The organism is Rosistilla ulvae, assembly GCF_007741475.1.
Lineage (GTDB): Bacteria > Planctomycetota > Planctomycetia > Pirellulales > Pirellulaceae > Rosistilla > Rosistilla ulvae.
In genome coordinates this window covers 4373146-4391846 of the sequence record NZ_CP036261.1, presented here as the reverse complement: position 1 = coordinate 4391846, position 18701 = coordinate 4373146, and the positions used below count along the sequence as shown (strand labels likewise).

General features: G+C 57.9%; 6 protein-coding genes. 2 read left to right on the top strand and 4 right to left on the bottom strand.

The genetic code is table 11. The features are described from left to right. Positions 1–941 precede the first annotated feature (941 nt). Positions 942–13562 (bottom strand): choice-of-anchor Q domain-containing protein, encoded by a 12621-nt coding sequence (locus tag EC9_RS15440; RefSeq protein ID WP_145346627.1) that lies wholly within the window; start codon positions 13560–13562, stop codon positions 942–944. 801 nt (positions 13563–14363) lie between these two features. On the opposite strand from EC9_RS15440, the gene EC9_RS15435 reads away from it, so the two are divergent. Beyond that, complete coding sequence (locus EC9_RS15435; protein ID WP_145346626.1) at positions 14364–14663, top strand: MTH1187 family thiamine-binding protein; 300 nt, start codon at positions 14364–14366, stop codon at positions 14661–14663. Between the two features lie 87 nt (positions 14664–14750). After that, positions 14751–15341, top strand: coding sequence for an N-acetylmuramoyl-L-alanine amidase family protein (locus tag EC9_RS15430; protein WP_218934169.1), 591 nt, complete (start codon positions 14751–14753; stop codon positions 15339–15341). An 80-nt stretch (positions 15342–15421) separates the two neighbouring features. Here EC9_RS15430 and EC9_RS15425 read toward each other — a convergent pair whose 3' ends face one another. From EC9_RS15425 to EC9_RS15415, 3 genes are all read right to left on the bottom strand, one after another. Beyond that, on the bottom strand, positions 15422–16825 hold the full coding sequence (locus tag EC9_RS15425; RefSeq protein WP_145346624.1) for a UdgX family uracil-DNA binding protein: 1404 nt from the start codon (positions 16823–16825) through the stop codon (positions 15422–15424). 70 nt (positions 16826–16895) lie between these two features. Further along, a complete protein-coding gene (locus EC9_RS15420) occupies positions 16896–18149 on the bottom strand; it encodes a putative DNA modification/repair radical SAM protein (RefSeq protein WP_145346623.1) in 1254 nt (417 codons plus the stop codon). Between the two features lie 97 nt (positions 18150–18246). Further along, on the bottom strand, positions 18247–18465 hold the full coding sequence (locus EC9_RS15415; RefSeq protein ID WP_145346622.1) for a hypervirulence associated TUDOR domain-containing protein: 219 nt from the start codon (positions 18463–18465) through the stop codon (positions 18247–18249). Between the last annotated feature and the right edge of the window lie 236 nt (positions 18466–18701).

Genomic DNA, 18701 nt, shown 5'->3' with positions numbered 1-18701 from the left:
GCCCATTCAGTGGACGTGGACATCCTGTTGACGGATAGACGTGTATTCTCGATGCAGCCACATTTGGATGACATGACAAAATACGGTTGAAAGGCCCCGTGGAATGCAGATGCTTATCCGCTGAGTTAGTGAGAGCGGAAATGGTGGCTTGTCGCGGTGATGACGGCGACACGATTTGGTTGTTCGACGCGCAGGATCTGCCACGGTTACTGTTGGAGCGGAGCTTCTCGCTGGGCGCCGGTCGGGAGGACTTGGTTCCACTTGCCAGCATTTCGCATTGACCTGTGTTAGGCAAACAGTCCTCCTTCAGCACCCCTTTGTTTCGCGTAACTTTGCGTTATTCGCGGGCAGAACGATCGTGATTAGCCGACGCAATCGGCGGATTAGAAATCGTGTTTCAAGTGGTATCGGTTCGGAGCATTCAAGAGGAGTCAGCATCGAAGCGTTCAAGAAAAAATCGCCGGACCGTTGGTCCTACGTTCGATTATTTGTCGCACCAAACCCAAGCCGGCGCTTCGCTCGTGGGGGCTCGTCACGCTTTGGCCTGGGCGATTGCAATGGATCGGAGCTTCGCCCCTCAGGACAGGTTCGGACGCGGCAGCGATTTCCGTCTGCCCTGCGACGGTTTCGTGTTCATTCGTCTGCGGAATTCGGGGCGTTATGCCAGCGGATTTCCCTCATCTTAGACACGGCACGTCCGGCATTGACCGGTGTCGATCCGGATGCACCAAGGTCCAATACAGGTCATGCGTCTCGATGCGTTTTTTTAACGCGTTGGGAATCAACATGTCGGAACGCCGTATGGGATGCCGCCGCCGGCGTCCCGACTTGTTGTGCCTTTCTCGATCGCAACCGGTCGCGTGTCTTTCGCTTCCGTGGGGGAGAGTTACGGGAGAACAAGCCAGACGTCTCCCGTTTGCCACCGGTTCCAGGAGGTCGAACTAGAAAACGTCGGCGAAAATCTTATCGACGCGTTCCTCGTATTCCTCTTTGCTCTCCTGCTGGTCGTCTTGGTCATCGACTTCGTCGACGTTCGCTCCGTCGTGCACTGGGGAAAACGCTGTGGCAACCGAGAAACTGTCAAGGGAGCCAATCTTTGGTGCGTTCGCAAACGCGGCATCGTTCAAGTTCGCCGATTCTGCATGCTCCTCTTCGTCGCCGTGATACTCTCCCGACGGTGCCACCAATACGTTGGAAGCCGCGGTCGACTGATTCAACCAATTGAGGACGCGCAAGGCATCGATAGGAGTCACCTGATGGTCGCCGTTGACGTCGATCTGGAATTCGCCGTCGGCACGCTGCGCCGAAAGCGCGGTATCGTCCACGGAGTTCAAGTGATTCAGGACGATCAAGGCATCGACGGGCGTCGTGTTACCATCGCCATTGACATCGACAGCTTCCGAACGGTTTTGCCAAACGCTCCGATCGGCAATCGCGCGCAACACAAACGTGGTGCTGCTGAATTGAACCGGGGTGCCGCGATCCGTTGCGGTAACCGTGATCGACCATTGGCCCGATTCCGGGATCGCGTTGCTGTGGAACGAGAGGTTCGCCGGATCAAAGTCGAGCCATTCGGGTAGCGGCGATCCATCGGTTTGACGGGCGTTGTAGAACAACGGCGTTTCCGAATCGGGATCGACGAAGGGATCGTCGGCGATATCGAATTCGAAGGGCTTCCCGACCGTTGCGGTGAAGTTGGGGAGTTCCGCGACCGGTTCTGGAGCGGCGTTGTTCGGCATCACGACCACCGGCGAACCGGCGATGTTCAGCGGCAAGACGTTGGTTACCTGCGGATTGGGAGCCATCTCAAAGGCTTGGAACAGGTAAGCTTGACCTTCGGGGGTAAAGGGAATCGGAATGATTCCCGACGTCGTGCCGTCGGCGCCCCCTTCGGCCAATGAAATAAGTGTCGCATTGGCAATGCCCAGCGTCACTCCATACTGAGGCAGGTAGGTCTCGCCGGTTTCGGTCCCCCACGCGAAGACGATGATGCCGTCGGGCGAGATGTCATTGACGCCCAACCAGACACGCTCGTCGAGCACCTCTTTAAAGAACAGTTGAGGACCGGTTTGAACATCGTCATTCAGAATCGTCCCGGTCGCGCGACCTTTACCAGGGACGACGCGAATATCTTGACCGCCCGTACCGAATTGAGGCGACAGATCGACGAAGAACGTCTCATCCTGTTCGACATCCGTGTCACCATTGATTGTGATCGTAAAGGTTTTCTGCTGTGTCGCAGAGTTCGACGGATCGAATTGGACGTGAGTATCTGCAGGCTGGAAATCTGAGCCGGTTACAAAACCTCCAGATGCCGAGCCATCGACGGTCTCATACCCTGGACTGATGCCTTCGGACAACTTGCCGTCGAGCGTAACGGTGAATTCCAGCAGAGTCGTGCCGCTGTCGCCTTCGAGAATCTCTGCGGCTTCGATCGACAGTGTGGCAAAGTCGTTATCGGTGATCTGGATGTCCTGGATTGGCGTGCTGCCCAGGGTCAATCCGCTGGAGGGGGCGGAAATCGTCAATGTCGCGGTTTCCAGCGCTTCGACCAAGTCATCGTCGGTGACGGTAAACGTCACGCTGCCGCTGGACTGACCATCGGGTATCAGTATTTGAATCCCCGACGTGTTGGGATCGTCGTCGGTGAGCGAGTAGTCACCTGCCGTGATTGCGCCATTGCTGACGCCCAGATTGACCCATTGGTCACCGACGACCGTTGAATCGGCCATTGCCGTGACCGTGATCTCGGTTTCATCGGCTTCCGCTCCGCTGTTGGTGCTGAGGCTCAAGTTCACTTCGGCAGGACTTAGGATTTGTGTTTCCACGATCAACGCTTCCTCGACGGTTTTTGGTGTCGTGCCGTCGATGTAGTTGCCATCGACCTGGATCGTCGTGGTGAACGGCCCCGGAGTGGTCGGAGCATCGACGGGGACGCTGAAAACTCCAGCTGGGAGGTTGTCATAGGTGATGCCATTGACAGTCACCGTGAAGTCGACAATTTCTGAGGAGCCTTGAAGGTCGACGTCGTAGAAGATCAGCTCACCAGGAAACGCCGTATCCACGCCGTTAGCAAGGCTGACCGATATTCGGGGTACTGAAGATTCAAACGCACCGATATCCACCGTGTCCCCGATGATGCGGTCAAACCCGGTGCCGCGTTGATCGGTGGACAGTTGCGTGCCGCCGGTCGTCCCATCACCGGTGGCAAGTGCATTGTCGCCAGCGTTGATGGCGGGGGAACCGGCGATCAGGGCATGCGTCAGCGTGGGGCCGCCGTTGTTGGCGAGGGTTGTGTCGATCACATCGGTGATCAAAACACTGACCTGGTTGTTGTTCGTGCCGTCTGTGAGTCCTCCGGCTGATCCCGCATCGCCGACGATGTTGGATGCGGAGTTCGTGGTGTCGATCATCAGGGCATGCGTCAGCGTGGGGCCGCCGTTGTTGGCGAGGGTTGTGTCGATCACATCGGTGATCAAAACACTGACCTGGTTGTTGTTCGTGCCGTCTGTGAGTCCTCCGGCTGATCCCGCATCGCCGACGATGTTGGATGCGGAGTTCGTGGTGTCGATCGTTCCGCTAATGTCGTCGGGTGTTGCTCCGCCAGTGTTGGCGAGGGTTGTGTCGATCACATCGGTGATCAAAACACTGACCTGGTTGTTGTTCGTGCCGTCTGTGAGTCCTCCGGCTGATCCCGCATCGCCGACGATGTTGGATGCGGAGTTCGTGGTGTCGATCGTTCCGCTAATGTCGTCGGGTGTTGCTCCGCCAGTCGTGTTGCCGGCGACAATCGAGTTGACGAGTGTCAGGTTGGTGTTGGTGGTGAGTATACCGCCGCCGTCGGGGCTTGCACCGCCAGTGGCGTCGTTATTGACGACGGTCGAATTGATCACCGTCAGTGTGCCTTCGTTGTTGTAGATCGCCCCACCTCTTCGGGCTGAGTTTCCAGAGAACGTCGAGTTGATGATCGTTGTCACAGCACTGCCACTTCCGAATTGACGGTTCTCAATCGCTCCGCCTAGACCACTGGGGGAAGTCGATGCGGTATTTCCCACAAACGTCGAATCGCTAATTGTCGCGGTAATGCTCCCGGAGTTGACAGCATTGAGATGAATTCCGCCCGATCCATTCAACGTCGATGTGTTGTTCTCAAATGTGGAACGCTCAACAACCAACGTGGAACTGATCCCAATGGCGTTCACACGGATTGCACCTCCAAAGGCGTGCGATGAATTGCCCGCGAATCTGGAATCCCGAATCAAGAGGGTTCCATTTGACGAGAGGATTCCGCCTCCGTCACTGCCAGAGGTGTTATCCACCACCGCCCCATTCAGAAGCTGAATCATGCCCGACGAGGTGTTCAGAATGCCAGCCCCATCTGCAACAGTGTTTGTGAATCCGTCGGCGATTGTGAGTGAATCAAATGTCACGTCATGATCGCCGTTGGCGATGTTGAACACCCGTGACGCATCATCGCCACTCACCGTCAACAGGTCAGCACTCGGCCCGTTGATGGTGATGTCGGAGGAGATCGTCAGTTGCGTGCCGCCGAGCGTGATCACATCCGGGATGGCATCGGTGAAATTGGTGGTTCCGCCTGTGCCATCTCCTCCAAAGGTGATTTCATCGAGCGTGTCGGGGGTGAGATTTGCAAACGCAATCGCTTCCCTCAGGCTGGTCAGGAAGTCGGTGTTGTCGACGACATCGCTGGCCGTGGTCACAACCAGACTGGGGGCTTCGACAAAACCCTCAAACGCCCCGATATCGACCGTGCCATTGAGGATTCGGGCAAACCCGGTGCCGCGTTGATCGGTGGACAGTTGCGTGCCGCCGGTCGTCCCATCACCGGTGGCAAGTGCATTGTCGCCAGCGTTGATGGCGGGGGAACCGGCGATCAGGGCATGCGTCAGCGTGGGGCCGCCGTTGTTGGCGAGGGTTGTGTCGATCACATCGGTGATCAAAACACTGACCTGGTTGTTGTTCGTGCCGTCTGTGAGTCCTCCGGCTGATCCCGCATCGCCGACGATGTTGGATGCGGAGTTCGTGGTGTCGATCGTTCCGCTAATGTCGTCGGGTGTTGCTCCGCCAGTCGTGTTGCCGGCGACAATCGAGTTGACGAGTGTCAGGTTGGTGTTGGTGGTGAGTATACCGCCGCCGTCGGGGCTTGCACCGCCAGTGGCGTCGTTATTGACGACGGTCGAATTCACCAGAGTCAGCGTCCCCAGATTTTGAATCGCCCCGCCGCGACGGGCGGAGTTGCCGGAGAAGGTGCTGTTAGTGACGATCGTGGTCAGCGTGCCGATGTCTGGAATGCGATTCCAAAGTGCTCCGGCATCACCGGCTCCGATGTTGTCGACAAACGTGGAATCCGCGATGATCGCCGTCATTTGCCCGCCGTTAACGGAATTCAGCACGACACCGCCGCCGCCGGTGACGTTGTTGGTCGATCGATTCTCGCGAAACGTTGTGCGTTCGATAATGACGTGCGTCGCCGGGACTGTTGCAAAATTAGGGTTGTGCGTGACCGTGATCGCCGCGCCAAGCCCGTCCGACTGGTTGTCGATAAATTGCGAGTCGCGCACCGTCAAATCGCCGTCCAGCGAAGAGACCGCGCCGCTTTCTACCCCAGCATTCGAGGACAACACAGCATTAGTGATCGAAATCTGCCCGTGCGAATTGCTCCGAATGCCCGCACCATCACGATTTAAGTGGTCCGTCTTTCCATCCGCGATGGTCAGCGAATCAAATGTCACGTCATGATCGCCGTTGGCGATGTTGAACACCCTTGACGCATCATCGCCACTCACCGTCAACAGGTCAGCACTCGGCCCGTTGATGGTGATGTCGGACGAGATCGTCAACTCGGTACCGCCCAGCGTGATCACATCCGGGATGGCATCGGTGAAATTGGTGGTGCCGCCGGTGCCGTCTCCGCCAAACGTGATTGTACTGGCGTCGGGATTGGAGTTCGCAAACGCAATCGCTTCCCGCAGGCTGGTGAGTCCGTCGAACTCATCTTCGATGTCCGCGTCAGTGGTCACGACCAGGCTGGGGGTTTCCGCAGAGGCGATCGTGTTCGTATCGGTTGCCGTATTATTGCCAGTGACGGGGTCATTGGGATACGGAACATTCACCGTGACATCCAGAGAGCCCGTGACACCGGGATCAATGGTGCCCGTCACTGTAATGGTGAGTGTGCCGCTAACAGGCATTTTAACGACATCGATATCGAGTTCGTTTCCAGAAGAATTGTCCGTGATGCCAGAAGTTCCGCCAGTTGGCGTGATGCTGGCAACACTTACCCCCGTCAGGCTGGCTGGCAATGTACTGAGAATTGACAGAAGAGATCCGAAGTAGGGGCCATCGTTGGTGACGAAAATGGTGTAAGTGACGGGATCACCAGGGATCGCTGTGGTTTGACCATCATCCACGGTGACCGAAAGGTCAGCTTCGGGGTGGATGACCGTCAGTACTACGTCGTCCCCATCACCACCTTGATAAGTGATCGTTGCATCGAGCGGTGCCCTACCACCGTCACCGCTAAAGAAGTTGCTGATCGTGGCACCTTCAGGCAGTCCATCGAATGTGCCCGTGCCGCCGGTGCGATTGATGATTTTAAATGATTCGCCTCCTACGCGGCTGCCCACAAATCCAGCAAGTCCGCCCAGATCCAGAGCAACGCCCGATCCGATTGAAACGGCCCCCGTCGCGTCGATCTGATCGTACGACGTGCCCGGTGAATTACCATTGATCTCGACTTCGTAGGTGCTGTTATCAGCAAAGGCAAAGTTACCAGTGACACTAAGAATTCCGGGCGATTGACCGGGAGCCACCGTGCCATCAACGGTTACGGTGTCGCCACCGGACATGTTGAGATCTGCGCCAGTAAGATCATGGACCTCACCGCCGGTGATCAGGTTCAACGCGTCATGGAATGTCGCGGTGTTGATGTCGATGTCACCGCTGCTGGCATCGCCGATCGTGATGCTGCTGAAACCGTCGCTGAGCATTCCCAGTTCCGTGTCGTCGAGGTTCAGGTCGCCCGTGCCGCCGCCGATGCCGATGGTCGTACCCGCCGTGCGAGGCCGGATGGTCAACGCAGCGGTCGACTGAACATTGGTGGTGCCCTGCAACGCGATCGAATTGGCGTTGATCGTGATCGCGCCCGTGGCGGTCCCGCCGCCGATAATGCTGGCGCCACTGGCCCGGAAATCAGGTGCTTCTCCGTTGCCAGTGCCAGTGATCGTGATCTCGCCAGCTACGCTGCTTACCTGAAAACCATTGATTCGCACACCGTCATCTTCAGTCGGGCCGCGGCCGCCGGTTCCGGTGATGATGATCGAGGCTGCGTTCTCCCCTGCACCTGTCGATTCGATTCTTCCGCCACTCGCTAAAATACCATGATTGTACAAGCTCGATCCGTTGCCGCCCGCCCCGGTGATCAGGATGTCGCCATCGACACTGCTGACGTTCGTGGTGCTGCCTAGAATTCGCACGCCGAAATTATTGGACGCCGCATTTCCGCCGGACCCGGTGATCGTGATCATTCCCGCACTGGAACCGGTCGCTGTCGAACGGACACGAGTTCCGCCTCGCAGGTCGACGCCGTAAAGGTCCGAGGTGCCACTGTCAGTGGCTGCGCCGTGGCCCAGTAGCTGGATATTGCCAGTTCCCGTCGTTTGAATCAGGGCGTTGTTCGCGTCCAACCCGATGAAGCGCGCCGTTTGAGCACCTGCGGAATTCGCATTCAGCGTAATGCCGCCGTTGACTGTCGTAACGCTGGAACCACTGTTTAGGACAATTGGTCCCGAAGTCGTGATGTTCACCGCTCCGATCCCGGTGGTGGCGATCGTGCCGTTCACAACCGCCCGGTCGAAACCTGTTCCCCCGGTAATGGTGAACCCACCAGACAACGCCGCCTGAACACTATCGACGGTGATCGTGTCATCGCCACCCAGCGTATCAAACACGATGCCGGTTACGTCGGTACCGGAAAATGTGACGGTGCTGGTGCCGTCGCCCGTGGCTCCGGCAATCGGCGCATTGATAGTCAATCCACCATTGTCGGTAAGTGTGTAGGTGCCCGCAGCATAGCTGAGCGTCAAGTCATCGTTGGACGTGCCGCCGTTGATATCCTGAATCGTCAACACACCTGAAACAAGCGTGACTTCCGTGTCGTACGAATCGTTGTCGGTGATCGCAACGGTGCCCGACGTGGTCGCGCCCAGCGTCAGACCCGCCGAGGGATTCGAGAGATTAAAGGTCGCCGTTTCGGTCGGTTCGACCAGCGTATCATTTTCAATGGTGAAATCCGCCGTGCCGGTGTTCGATCCAGCCGCAATGGTGATGGTGGCCGTGAGTTGATCGAAGTCGTCCGACGTGATGCCGATGCCGGTGACATTGACCGTCACGGTTTGCTCGGCGCTGACGACGGCATCCGCCGTGGCGATGACCGTGATGACGGTTTCACCGGCTTCGCTGCCCACGTTGCTGCTGAGTGACAGGTTCACGTCCGCGGTTGCGGGAGTTGCCGCTTCAAACGCTCCGATATCCACTGTCCCGCCGACAATGCGGTCAAACCCGGTGCCGCGCTGGTCGGTGGTGAGGGCGTTGCCAGTCGCAGTGCCGTCTTCGGTGGACAGATCGTTGTCTCCGGCGTCAATGGCGGGAGAACCTGTGATCAGGGCGTGCGTCGGTGTGGGGCCGCCGTTGTCGGCGAGGGTTGTGTCGATGACGGTGGTGACGTCAACTGCGGTGATGTCGCTGCCGGTGAAGCCGGTGCTGTCGGTAGTATCGCCGATCAGGTTGTTGGCGTCGCCGACGAAGGTGCCCCAGACGTCCGGGGCGGTGCCGATTGTCGCCGTGTTGCCCGCCACGATGCTGTTGATGATCGTGGTCGTCCCGATACCCCGTGCAATGCCCCCGCCATTGACAGCGGTATTACCGGTCACTGTCGAGTTGACCATGGTCAGCGATCCGTTGCTGTTGATCCCGCCACCACCAGCCCCCCCCCTGTTGCCGGAGACGGTGCTGTTGATGATGACAACGGTGCCGGCCGACCTAATACTCATCCCACCGCCATAATCCGGAAGACCAACATTCTCTATCCTGTTCCCGGAAATCGTGCTGCCGACCACCGTAAGCGTTCCGGCATAGACGCGAATTCCGCCGCCGGCACTATTATGACCTTCGGCCGTATTACTGGCCACCCAACTGTCGACCAGCGACACATTGCCGCCGTCGATAAGCATCCCGCCACCGAACGTCGCCTTGTTGTCGCGGACCGTGGTGCGTTCCAAGTGGAGTGTGCCGTTCTCCTGGTAGATGCCTGCACCGTCTTGCCCCCTGCTGTCGGACACGACCGCGTCGCTGATCGTCACCGTGCCGGTCGACCGATTCCGTATTCCACCGCCATCCCCATACCCGGTGTTTCCCTCCGCAATCGTCAGCGAATCGAGCGTCACGTCGTGATCGCCACCTGCAATGTCGAACACACGGCTGGCGTTGTTGCCGCTGACGGTCAGCAGGTCGGATCCGGGGCCGCTGATGGTGATGTCGGAGGAGATATCGAGCTGCGTGCCGCCCAGGGTGATCGTGTCGGGCGTGGCATCGGTGAAGTTGGTGGTTCCGCCTGTGCCATCTCCTCCAAAGGTGATTTCATCGAGCGTGTCGGGGGTGAGATTTGCAAACGCAATCGCTTCCCTCAGGCTGGTCAGGAAGTCGGTGTTGTCGACGACATCGCTGGCCGTGGTCACAACCAGACTGGGGGCTTCGACAAAACCCTCAAACGCCCCGATATCGACCGTGCCATTGAGGATTCGGGCAAACCCGGTGCCACGCTGGTCGGTGGACAGTTGCGTGCCGCCGGTCGTCCCATCACCGGTGGCAAGTGCATTGTCGCCAGCGTTGATGGCGGGGGAACCGGCGATCAGGGCATGCGTCAGCGTGGGGCCGCCGTTGTCGGCGAGGGTTGTGTGGATCACATCGGTGATCAAAACACTGACCTGGTTGTTGTTCGTGCCGTCTGTGAGTCCTCCGGCTGATCCCGCATCGCCGACGATGTTGGATGCGGAGTTCGTGGTGTCGATCGTTCCGCTAATGTCGTCGGGTGTTGCTCCGCCAGTCGTGTTGCCGGCGACAATCGAGTTGACGAGTGTCAGGTTGGTGTTGGTGGTGAGTATACCGCCGCCGCCGGGGCTTGCACCGCCAGTGGCGTCGTTATTGACGACGGTCGAATTGATCACCGTCAGTGTGCCTTCGTTGTTGTAGATCGCCCCACCTCTTCGGGCTGAGTTTCCAGAGAACGTCGAGTTGATGATCGTTGTCACAGCACTGCCACTTCCGAATTGACGGTTCTCAATCGCTCCGCCTAGACCACTGGGGGAAGTCGATGCGGTATTTCCCACAAACGTCGAATCGCTAATTGTCGCGGTAATGCTCCCGGAGTTGACAGCATTGAGATGAATTCCGCCCGATCCATTCAACGTCGATGTGTTGTTCTCAAATGTGGAACGCTCAACAACCAACGTGGAACTGATCCCAATGGCGTTCACACGGATTGCACCTCCAAAGGCGTGCGATGAATTGCCCGCGAATCTGGAATCCCGAATCAAGAGGGTTCCATTTGACGAGAGGATTCCGCCTCCGTCACTGCCAGAGGTGTTATCCACCACCGCCCCATTCAGAAGCTGAATCATGCCCGACGAGGTGTTCAGAATGCCAGCCCCATCTGCAACAGTGTTTGTGAATCCGTCGGCGATTGTGAGTGAATCAAATGTCACGTCATGATCGCCGTTGGCGATGTTGAACACCCGTGACGCATCATCGCCACTCACCGTCAACAGGTCAGCACTCGGCCCGTTGATGGTGATGTCGGAGGAGATCGTCAGTTGCGTGCCGCCGAGCGTGATCACATCCGGGATGGCATCGGTGAAATTGGTGGTTCCGCCTGTGCCATCTCCTCCAAAGGTGATTTCATCGAGCGTGTCGGGGGTGAGATTTGCAAACGCAATCGCTTCCCTCAGGCTGGTCAGGAAGTCGGTGTTGTCGACGACATCGCTGGCCGTGGTCACAACCAGACTGGGGGCTTCGACAAAACCCTCAAACGCCCCGATATCGACCGTGCCATTGAGGATTCGGGCAAACCCGGTGCCACGCTGGTCGGTGGACAGTTGCGTGCCGCCGGTCGTCCCATCACCGGTGGCAAGTGCATTGTCGCCAGCGTTGATGGCGGGGGAACCGGCGATCAGGGCATGCGTCAGTGTGGGGCCGCCGTTGTCGGCGAGGGTTGTGTCGATCACATCGGTGATCAAAACACTGACCTGGTTGTTGTTCGTGCCGTCTGTGAGTCCTCCGGCTGATCCCGCATCGCCGACGATGTTGGATGCGGAGTTCGTGGTGTCGATCGTTCCGCTAATGTCGTCGGGTGTTGCTCCGCCAGTCGTGTTGCCGGCGACAATCGAGTTGACGAGTGTCAGGTTGGTGTTGGTGGTGAGTATACCGCCGCCGTCGGGGCTTGCACCGCCAGTGGCGTCGTTATTGACGACGGTCGAATTCACCAGAGTCAGCGTCCCCTGATTTTGAATCGCCCCGCCGCGAAGGGCGGAGTTGCCGGAGAAGGTGCTGTTAGTGACGATCGTGGTCAGCGTGCCGATGTCTGGAATGCGATTCCAAAGTGCTCCGGCATCACCGGCTCCGATGTTGTCGACAAACGTGGAATCCGCGATGATCGCCGTCATTTGCCCGCCGTTAACGGAATTCAGCAGGACACCGCCGCCGCCGTTGACGTCGTTGGTCGATCGATTCTCGCGAAACGTTGTGCGTTCGATAATGACGTGCGTCGCTGGGGCTGTTGCAAAATTAGGGTTGTGCGTGACCGTGATCGCCGCGCCACCCGCGGCCGACTGGTTGTCGATGAATTGCGAGTCGCGCACCGTCAAATCGCCGTCCTGCGAAGAGACCGCAGCGCCACTCCCACCAACATTGGATGTCAGCACGGTATCCGTGATCAAAATCTGCCCGTGCGAATTGTTCTGAATGCCTGCCCCGTCTGTGGAGCTGCTTCTTCGCCCGTCCGCGATCGAGAGCGAATCGAATGTCACGTCGTGATCACCGTCGGCGATGTTGAACACTCGGCTGGAGTCATCGCCGCTCACGGTCAGCAGGTCGGATCCGGGGCCGGTGATGGTGAGGTCAGACGAAATGCCGAGCTGTGTGCCACCCAGCGTGATAATATCCGCCGTACCATCGGTGAAGTTGGTTGTGCCACCTGTTCCGTCGCCACCGAACGTGATTTCATCCAGCGTGTTCGGAGTGAGGTTCGCAAACGCAATCGCTTCACGCAGACTGGTGAGCCCGTCGGTGTTGTCCGTGACGTCCTGATCCGTCGTCACGACCAGGCTCGGAGCTTCAGGGGCTTCAAACGCCCCGATATCCACCGTTCCGAACAGAATTCGGGCGAAGCCGGTGCCGCGTTGATCGGTGGCCAGCGGTGTGTCGTCGCCTCCGCCGATCATGGCGTCGGCTCCGGGATTGATGGCCAACGCGTTGTCGCCCATGTCAATCGCGTTGCTGCCCGCCAGAATCGCGTGCGTCAGCGTGGGACCGCCGTTGTCGGCAAGGGTGGGTTCGAAGTTGGTCACTGCGGCAATGCGACCGGGGAAGCTCGCGTCGTCCGCCAGATTGTTGCTGCCGGAAATGGTCCCTCCGTTGATTATCGAGCCATCGCCCCCTGTGTTTCCGGAGAGGAGGGTGTTTTGAATCGCTAGCGATCCGTTGTTGATGAAGAACGCGCCATCGCCGGATGCCGAGTTTCCGGCGATGGTGCTCTGACTGACAATAGCCTGCGTGCCGCCCAACACGTCAATGGCGCCCCCGTTCCGGCCAGCGACATTACCCGACAACGTGCTGTTCACAACGCTGAGTCTCCCCTGCTCACTCTCAATTCCTCCGCCGTCAAGATCCGCGTCGTTGCCGACGAGCGTCGTGTCGCTCAAAGTCAATCTTCCGGAATTGAAGATTCCACCTCCGTGGAGTGTTGCTGAGTTTTGGGAAACGGTGCTGCCGATGAAATTCATCCGGCCGCTGTTCAGAACGCCTCCACCATTCACTGTTTGCCCTCCGGTGAGGGTCAGATTGACAATCTGAACGTCGGCCCCAGACGTCACTTCAAGAAGTCGAAACTGCGGACTTCCCTGCGACTGGTCTCGAACGATGGCTCCATCCTGAATCGTGAGCCGATGTCCACCGTCACTCAGAAGTCTCGGCAATCCGTTCGCACCGCTACCGAAAACGCTATCAGAATTGTCGACCTGGCTCAGCGTAAACGTCTGCCCCCCCAGATCGATGGTGTCGTTCTCACCATTCGCGTTGGCCGTGTTGATGTTGGCGATCAGCTCGGCGACGTTGCCCGGCGTAAGCAACGCCAGCAGCCGTCGATCTTCCAGTTGTTCCAGTAAACCCAGCCGGCGACGTGTTCGCGACGCGGTGCGAAGTGCCCTCGCCTTACGCTTTTCGAAAATTCGTGAAGTGAAGCCATCGATATATTTTTTCGCAGAGAGCATCTTGCGCCTTGGGGGGTCTTAGCCAGCACGGTCGTCATCGGCGCCACATCGTCAACTAGTTCCAATGGGAGCGAGTAGACGAGTTTAATAGTTAGAGTGGGGAGGCCAACACAAGAAATCTGTATTTTTCTAATCAAGCCGCGGATCATCGACTCGCGGCCACGGATGAGAACGAACGCCTGCGGCTGAGCACGCCACATACCAGTTTTTTCTAGGTCTGCGATGACATTTGCGGTAAAACGACTCGTGTTGCGAAGCAAAACTACACAAGTGTTTCTATAGATACTGCTTGCCCAATCTAAACCGTGACGGGGCGAGATGGTGCAGAATGTTTAAGCTGTATTCGCGGCGAGTTTGCAACTCGCGGTCGGGGCTTTTGTGGGTGCCGTGGATCGAGATAACGGCGCGGTCTCAGCCAACATATCGTAACGGCGGCAGAATTCCTGTCACCGGTCCCCTGACGCCAGGGGCGTTCAGTGTTTGGAGTTAGGCACTCTTGGTAACCCGACGCGTAAGCGAGGCGCCGTGTGAATTCCTCGCTTACGCTTCGGGTTACCATTTCCTGAGACGCTCCAGTTTGAAAAATTGATCAGCCCTGCCCTTGACGCGTCCTCGCCGTTGATTTGCCCAAACGGCATACGGGAAGACGGGGGACCATTTTTTGACTACGCTCACGATCTCGCCTACCGTTGGGTTGCGATGATCCGATCCGCAGATGTGCTTGCCGTCGAAACCAGCCGGATGCGGACGATCCAACTTGAATACCGAAGACAAGGCCGGTGCCTTGGGGAATCAATTGAAATGAAAGTAATCGTCGATCTGTGCGTCGTTCCGATGGGAGTTGGCGTTTCGGTCAGCAAGTACGTAGCCGAATGTCAGAAGGTCTTGCAAGATGCTGGGCTGGAACACCAGCTTCACGCCTACGGCACAAATATCGAGGGTGACTGGGATGATGTGTTTGCCGCGATCAAGCATTGCCACCAGCGTGTTCATGCGATGGGGGCGCCGCGCATCACGACAAGCATCAAGGTCGGAACACGCACCGACCGCGACCAAACGATGCAGGATAAAATCGACAGCGTAACCAATGGGAATCTTTGATTGCTCCACCGCCCCGATCCGGTTTCCAACCGGCGATGACGGAAGTGTCCGACAGGCATGAAACCGCACGAAACAAGGCAAGAAGTTATGGCGATTATCGTGATCGACGCCGGACACGGCGGTGACACGAAAGTAGGCGGATCCTCCGCCAACAATGCCACCGCGCCGGAGGGGACGCTCGAGAAAGACCTCACCTTGGACTTCGCTAAACGGGTGCAGCGAATCCTGTCGGCGATGCACGACGTGCGGATGACGCGACAGACCGATGTGAACGTCGGGATTGCGGCGCGAGCTCACGTTGCTCGAGACGCAGCGGCGGATGTCTTTCTTTCGATCCACTTCAACGGCTTTTCCAATCCAAGTGTGCAGGGAACCGAAACACTTGTCTGGCCAGGCACGCGGCCGCCGGAGAAGTCGTACGCGTTAGCCAAACTGATTCAGAAAGCGACGGTCGGTGCCACGGGGTATCGCGACCGCGGCATCAAAGATGAGCGACGACTGGGCGTTTTAAACCCACAGAATCACGTCGCCAAGACGGCTCGTTGTTTGGTGGAAATCAGCTTCATCACCGGCCCCGGAAAGACAAACGCCGAATCGGATGAAAAAAGGCTAAAAGACGAGCGTTACAAAGACACGATTGCCGAAGCGCTCGCCGAAGCGATCGAGGCGTATCTCTAATCCCGGTGCGAGAGCTGGAGTCGAGCCTTCCGGCGAACTCCCCCCCGAGTCGCGAGCAAACCAGTTCCCCCATCGAACCGCTACTTAACCGATGCCAGGTCTTCGACAAGCTGCGTCCGCATCTGCGATTGTCGCGCCGCATCTTGCATCCGCAGAATCGCTGCCGGATGCCAAGTTGCGATCGTGATGTCGCACCAATCGGTTCGCATCACGTTTCCTCGATCTTTCGTGATGGCAAAGTCGCGTCCAAACAACGCTTGGGCCGCGGTTGCTCCCAGACAAACAATCACCTGGGGACCGATCGCGGCAAGCTCCGCTTCCAACCAAGGCCGACAGGCGTAGATCTCTCGCGAATCCGGTTTCTGATGCAAACGCCGCTTGCCGCGCGGCGTCTCGGTTTCCCTAAATTTGAAGTGTTTAACAACGTTGGTGATGTAAACTTCGCGACGCTCGATCCCCGCTTGTTTCAACGCCTCGTCGAGCAGCTTGCCCGCCGGTCCGACAAACGGATGCCCCTCGATATCTTCGCGGTCGCCTGGCTGCTCACCGACCAGCACGATGCGGGCGGTTGGCGAACCTTCGCCAAACACCGTTTGCGTGGCGCACTGGTGCAACGGACAGGCACGGCAGGTGGACGCCGCCTGACGCAGCGACACCAAGTCGCCATGCTCGGGCATAAAGTGCGCTGCTGTTTCCGCAAAGCCTTCGTTGGTTTGAATCATCGCGTCGGCGCGTGCCGGAGCCTCTCGCAATAGATCGTCGATCAGTTCTGCCTCGGGCAGCGTGGGCCAGTGTCGGACCGGCATCTCGCGCTTCATCGCCGCGACCTTGACGCGTGCTGGGTTAAAGATCGATGCATAATACGCCTTCCAAAGATCCTCCAACGCATCCTCGCTGGGAGCTTCCGACGCGGGCACTCCCGGTCCGTAGTGCAATGAAGTCTGATCCCAAGTCACCGATTCGTCAGGCGTTAAGATCGACCAATGCATGCCACTGAAACGACGTGCAAAAAATGGAGCGGCCAACCTAAGTATCCGGTGGTCGGATCGGTGCCACGCGACAAACTGCTCCTCCGCGTCGATGGTATCGACTTTTCGAAACCGCACAAACGCTTTCATCTTGTGGATGTCTCGGCTGACCGCTTTTCGCATTTGCGTCAACCTGTACACATCGTCGTCGGTTGTCACTTCCAACAGATGACGTTCACCGTGAGTCAGCCGCCACAACGTTCGATAAAGCAACGACCAACGGCCCGATTCGCGATGGCTGGCGACATATCGGGCGAGCTCTAAAAACGCTTTAGGAACGCTTGGCGTTGTGCCTTCTCCACCAAGATCCGCAGCGGTTGGCGACGGCTCGTCATCGAACAGAGATCGCTCTGTCCCCCCGATCCATTGCACGTCGGTCGGTGAAACGCCCGACGCCAACAGACGCCGCGCTGCGTCGCGCCAGTCGTCAAAGGTATCGACGTGAATGGATTGCATGGGGAAACTTTCAGCGGGACGCGGCGTGAGGCATCTTGTTTATGGCCGATGGAATGCGGCCGCACTGAGCCTAGACTTCTCCGGAGAGCGCCGAACTGGCGGCGTCGAACAGCATCAACTGCTTCGTTTTTGGTTCCGCCTTGGAACGCAGATCCAGCTTGTCCAGATTCAATAACGCGGGGTTGTGATTCGCGGTCAAGACGAAGAACTTGGCGCGATTCCAGGCGACTCGCAACTTCTTCATGTCGCCGCTGGCGAGCGACTGAAAGCGACGGATGTTCAAGATGCGTTTGACGTTCCTCGCACCAATCCCTGGAACTCGCAGCAGCTCTTCGCGGCTGGCCTTGTTCACGTCGACTGGAAAGTAGTGCCGGTTTGCCAGTGCCCAGGCGAGTTTCGGATCGATGTCTAGCGAAAGATTCTGGTCCGCCTCGGCTACGATTTCGCTAGCGTCGAAACCATAGAAACGGATCAGCCAATCGGCTTGGTAGAGGCGATGCTCGCGAACCAACGGAGGCGACTGGCCGGGAAGTCTCGCGTCGGCATGCGGTATGGGACTGTAGGCCGAATAATAGACTCGTCGTAGGTTCTGCACGCTGTAGAGTTGCGAAGCCGTCTTGAGCACTTCGACATCGGGCGCGTCGGTCGCACCGACGATCATCTGTGTGCTTTGGCCGGCGGGCGTGAATCGCGGCGGCTTGAATCCGGCTTTTTGCTCCTGCTTTGTCTCGTCGATCTTGTCGCGAATGCCCGCCATCGCACCTTCAATTTGAGGCTTCTTTTTCTCGGGAGCCAACTTGTAGAGATCTCCTTCGGTCGGCAGTTCGATGTTGACGCTCAAGCGATCGGCCCACAAGCCCGCTTCCTCGATCAGCGACTGCGACGCGTTGGGGATCGTCTTCAAATGGATGTAGCCGCCGTAACGTTGTTCCGTCCGCAATTTCTTGGCGACAGCGATCAATTGCTCCATCGTGTAGTCGGAAGTTTGAATGATTCCCGAGCTGAGGAACAGTCCTTCGATGTAGTTGCGTTTGTAGAACTCCATCGTCAGCGAGACAACTTCGTCGACAGTGAACCGAGCCCGCGGGGTGTCGCTGGAGATGCGATTGACGCAGTACTGGCAGTCATAGATGCAGTAGTTGGTCAGCAGGATTTTCAGCAGCGAGACACAGCGTCCATCGGGCGTGTAGCTGTGGCAAATCCCCATCCCCTCGGTACTGCCAATCGTGCTGCCCGGTCGTGTGGTCTTCGCACCGCTACTGGCGCACGAAGCGTCGTACTTCGCAGCGTCGGCCAAAACCTGCAGTTTGTCTCGTACATCCATCCAACATTCCAAGTCAGTGATCGCCGTGATCGTTTTCGCCACAAGTCCCAAACAGCATGAAACTCACGCAAATCGACAGACGGATAGAACCGCAAAACTAAGCCTGCGTTAACTCGCTTTGTCTCTTCAGCACCTCGTCGCCATCGTTCTGTTGGATCAGATAAGCCGGTTCCTCATCCGTTGCATTTCGCGTCACTTCGCTCCCCTTGATGGTTCGCGTGACCTTGCTTTCAAACGCGTCTTTGATCTTCCCCTTGCCCACACCGGAACCGAAGTTCCACTGGACGGACTGATTCTTTTGGAATTCTCGGCTCATCTTCTTGCTCCCTGGAATGTGGACGTCGGACCGCGATGCAGACCCGAAAGGTGGAGAAGGTAGAGCAATCCCGATGCCAAAAGACATAGCGGCCTCTGCCGCAAATGAATCTGGGCAAGCGTGCGGCCCTCGTTGCCCAGTCAAACGGCGGGCTCTGTGAGCGCGAGACGCCAACAAGCGATGCGATCTTGCAAACGGCCTCGTAGCGGAAGTCGTCAAGACTTTCGAACGCAACG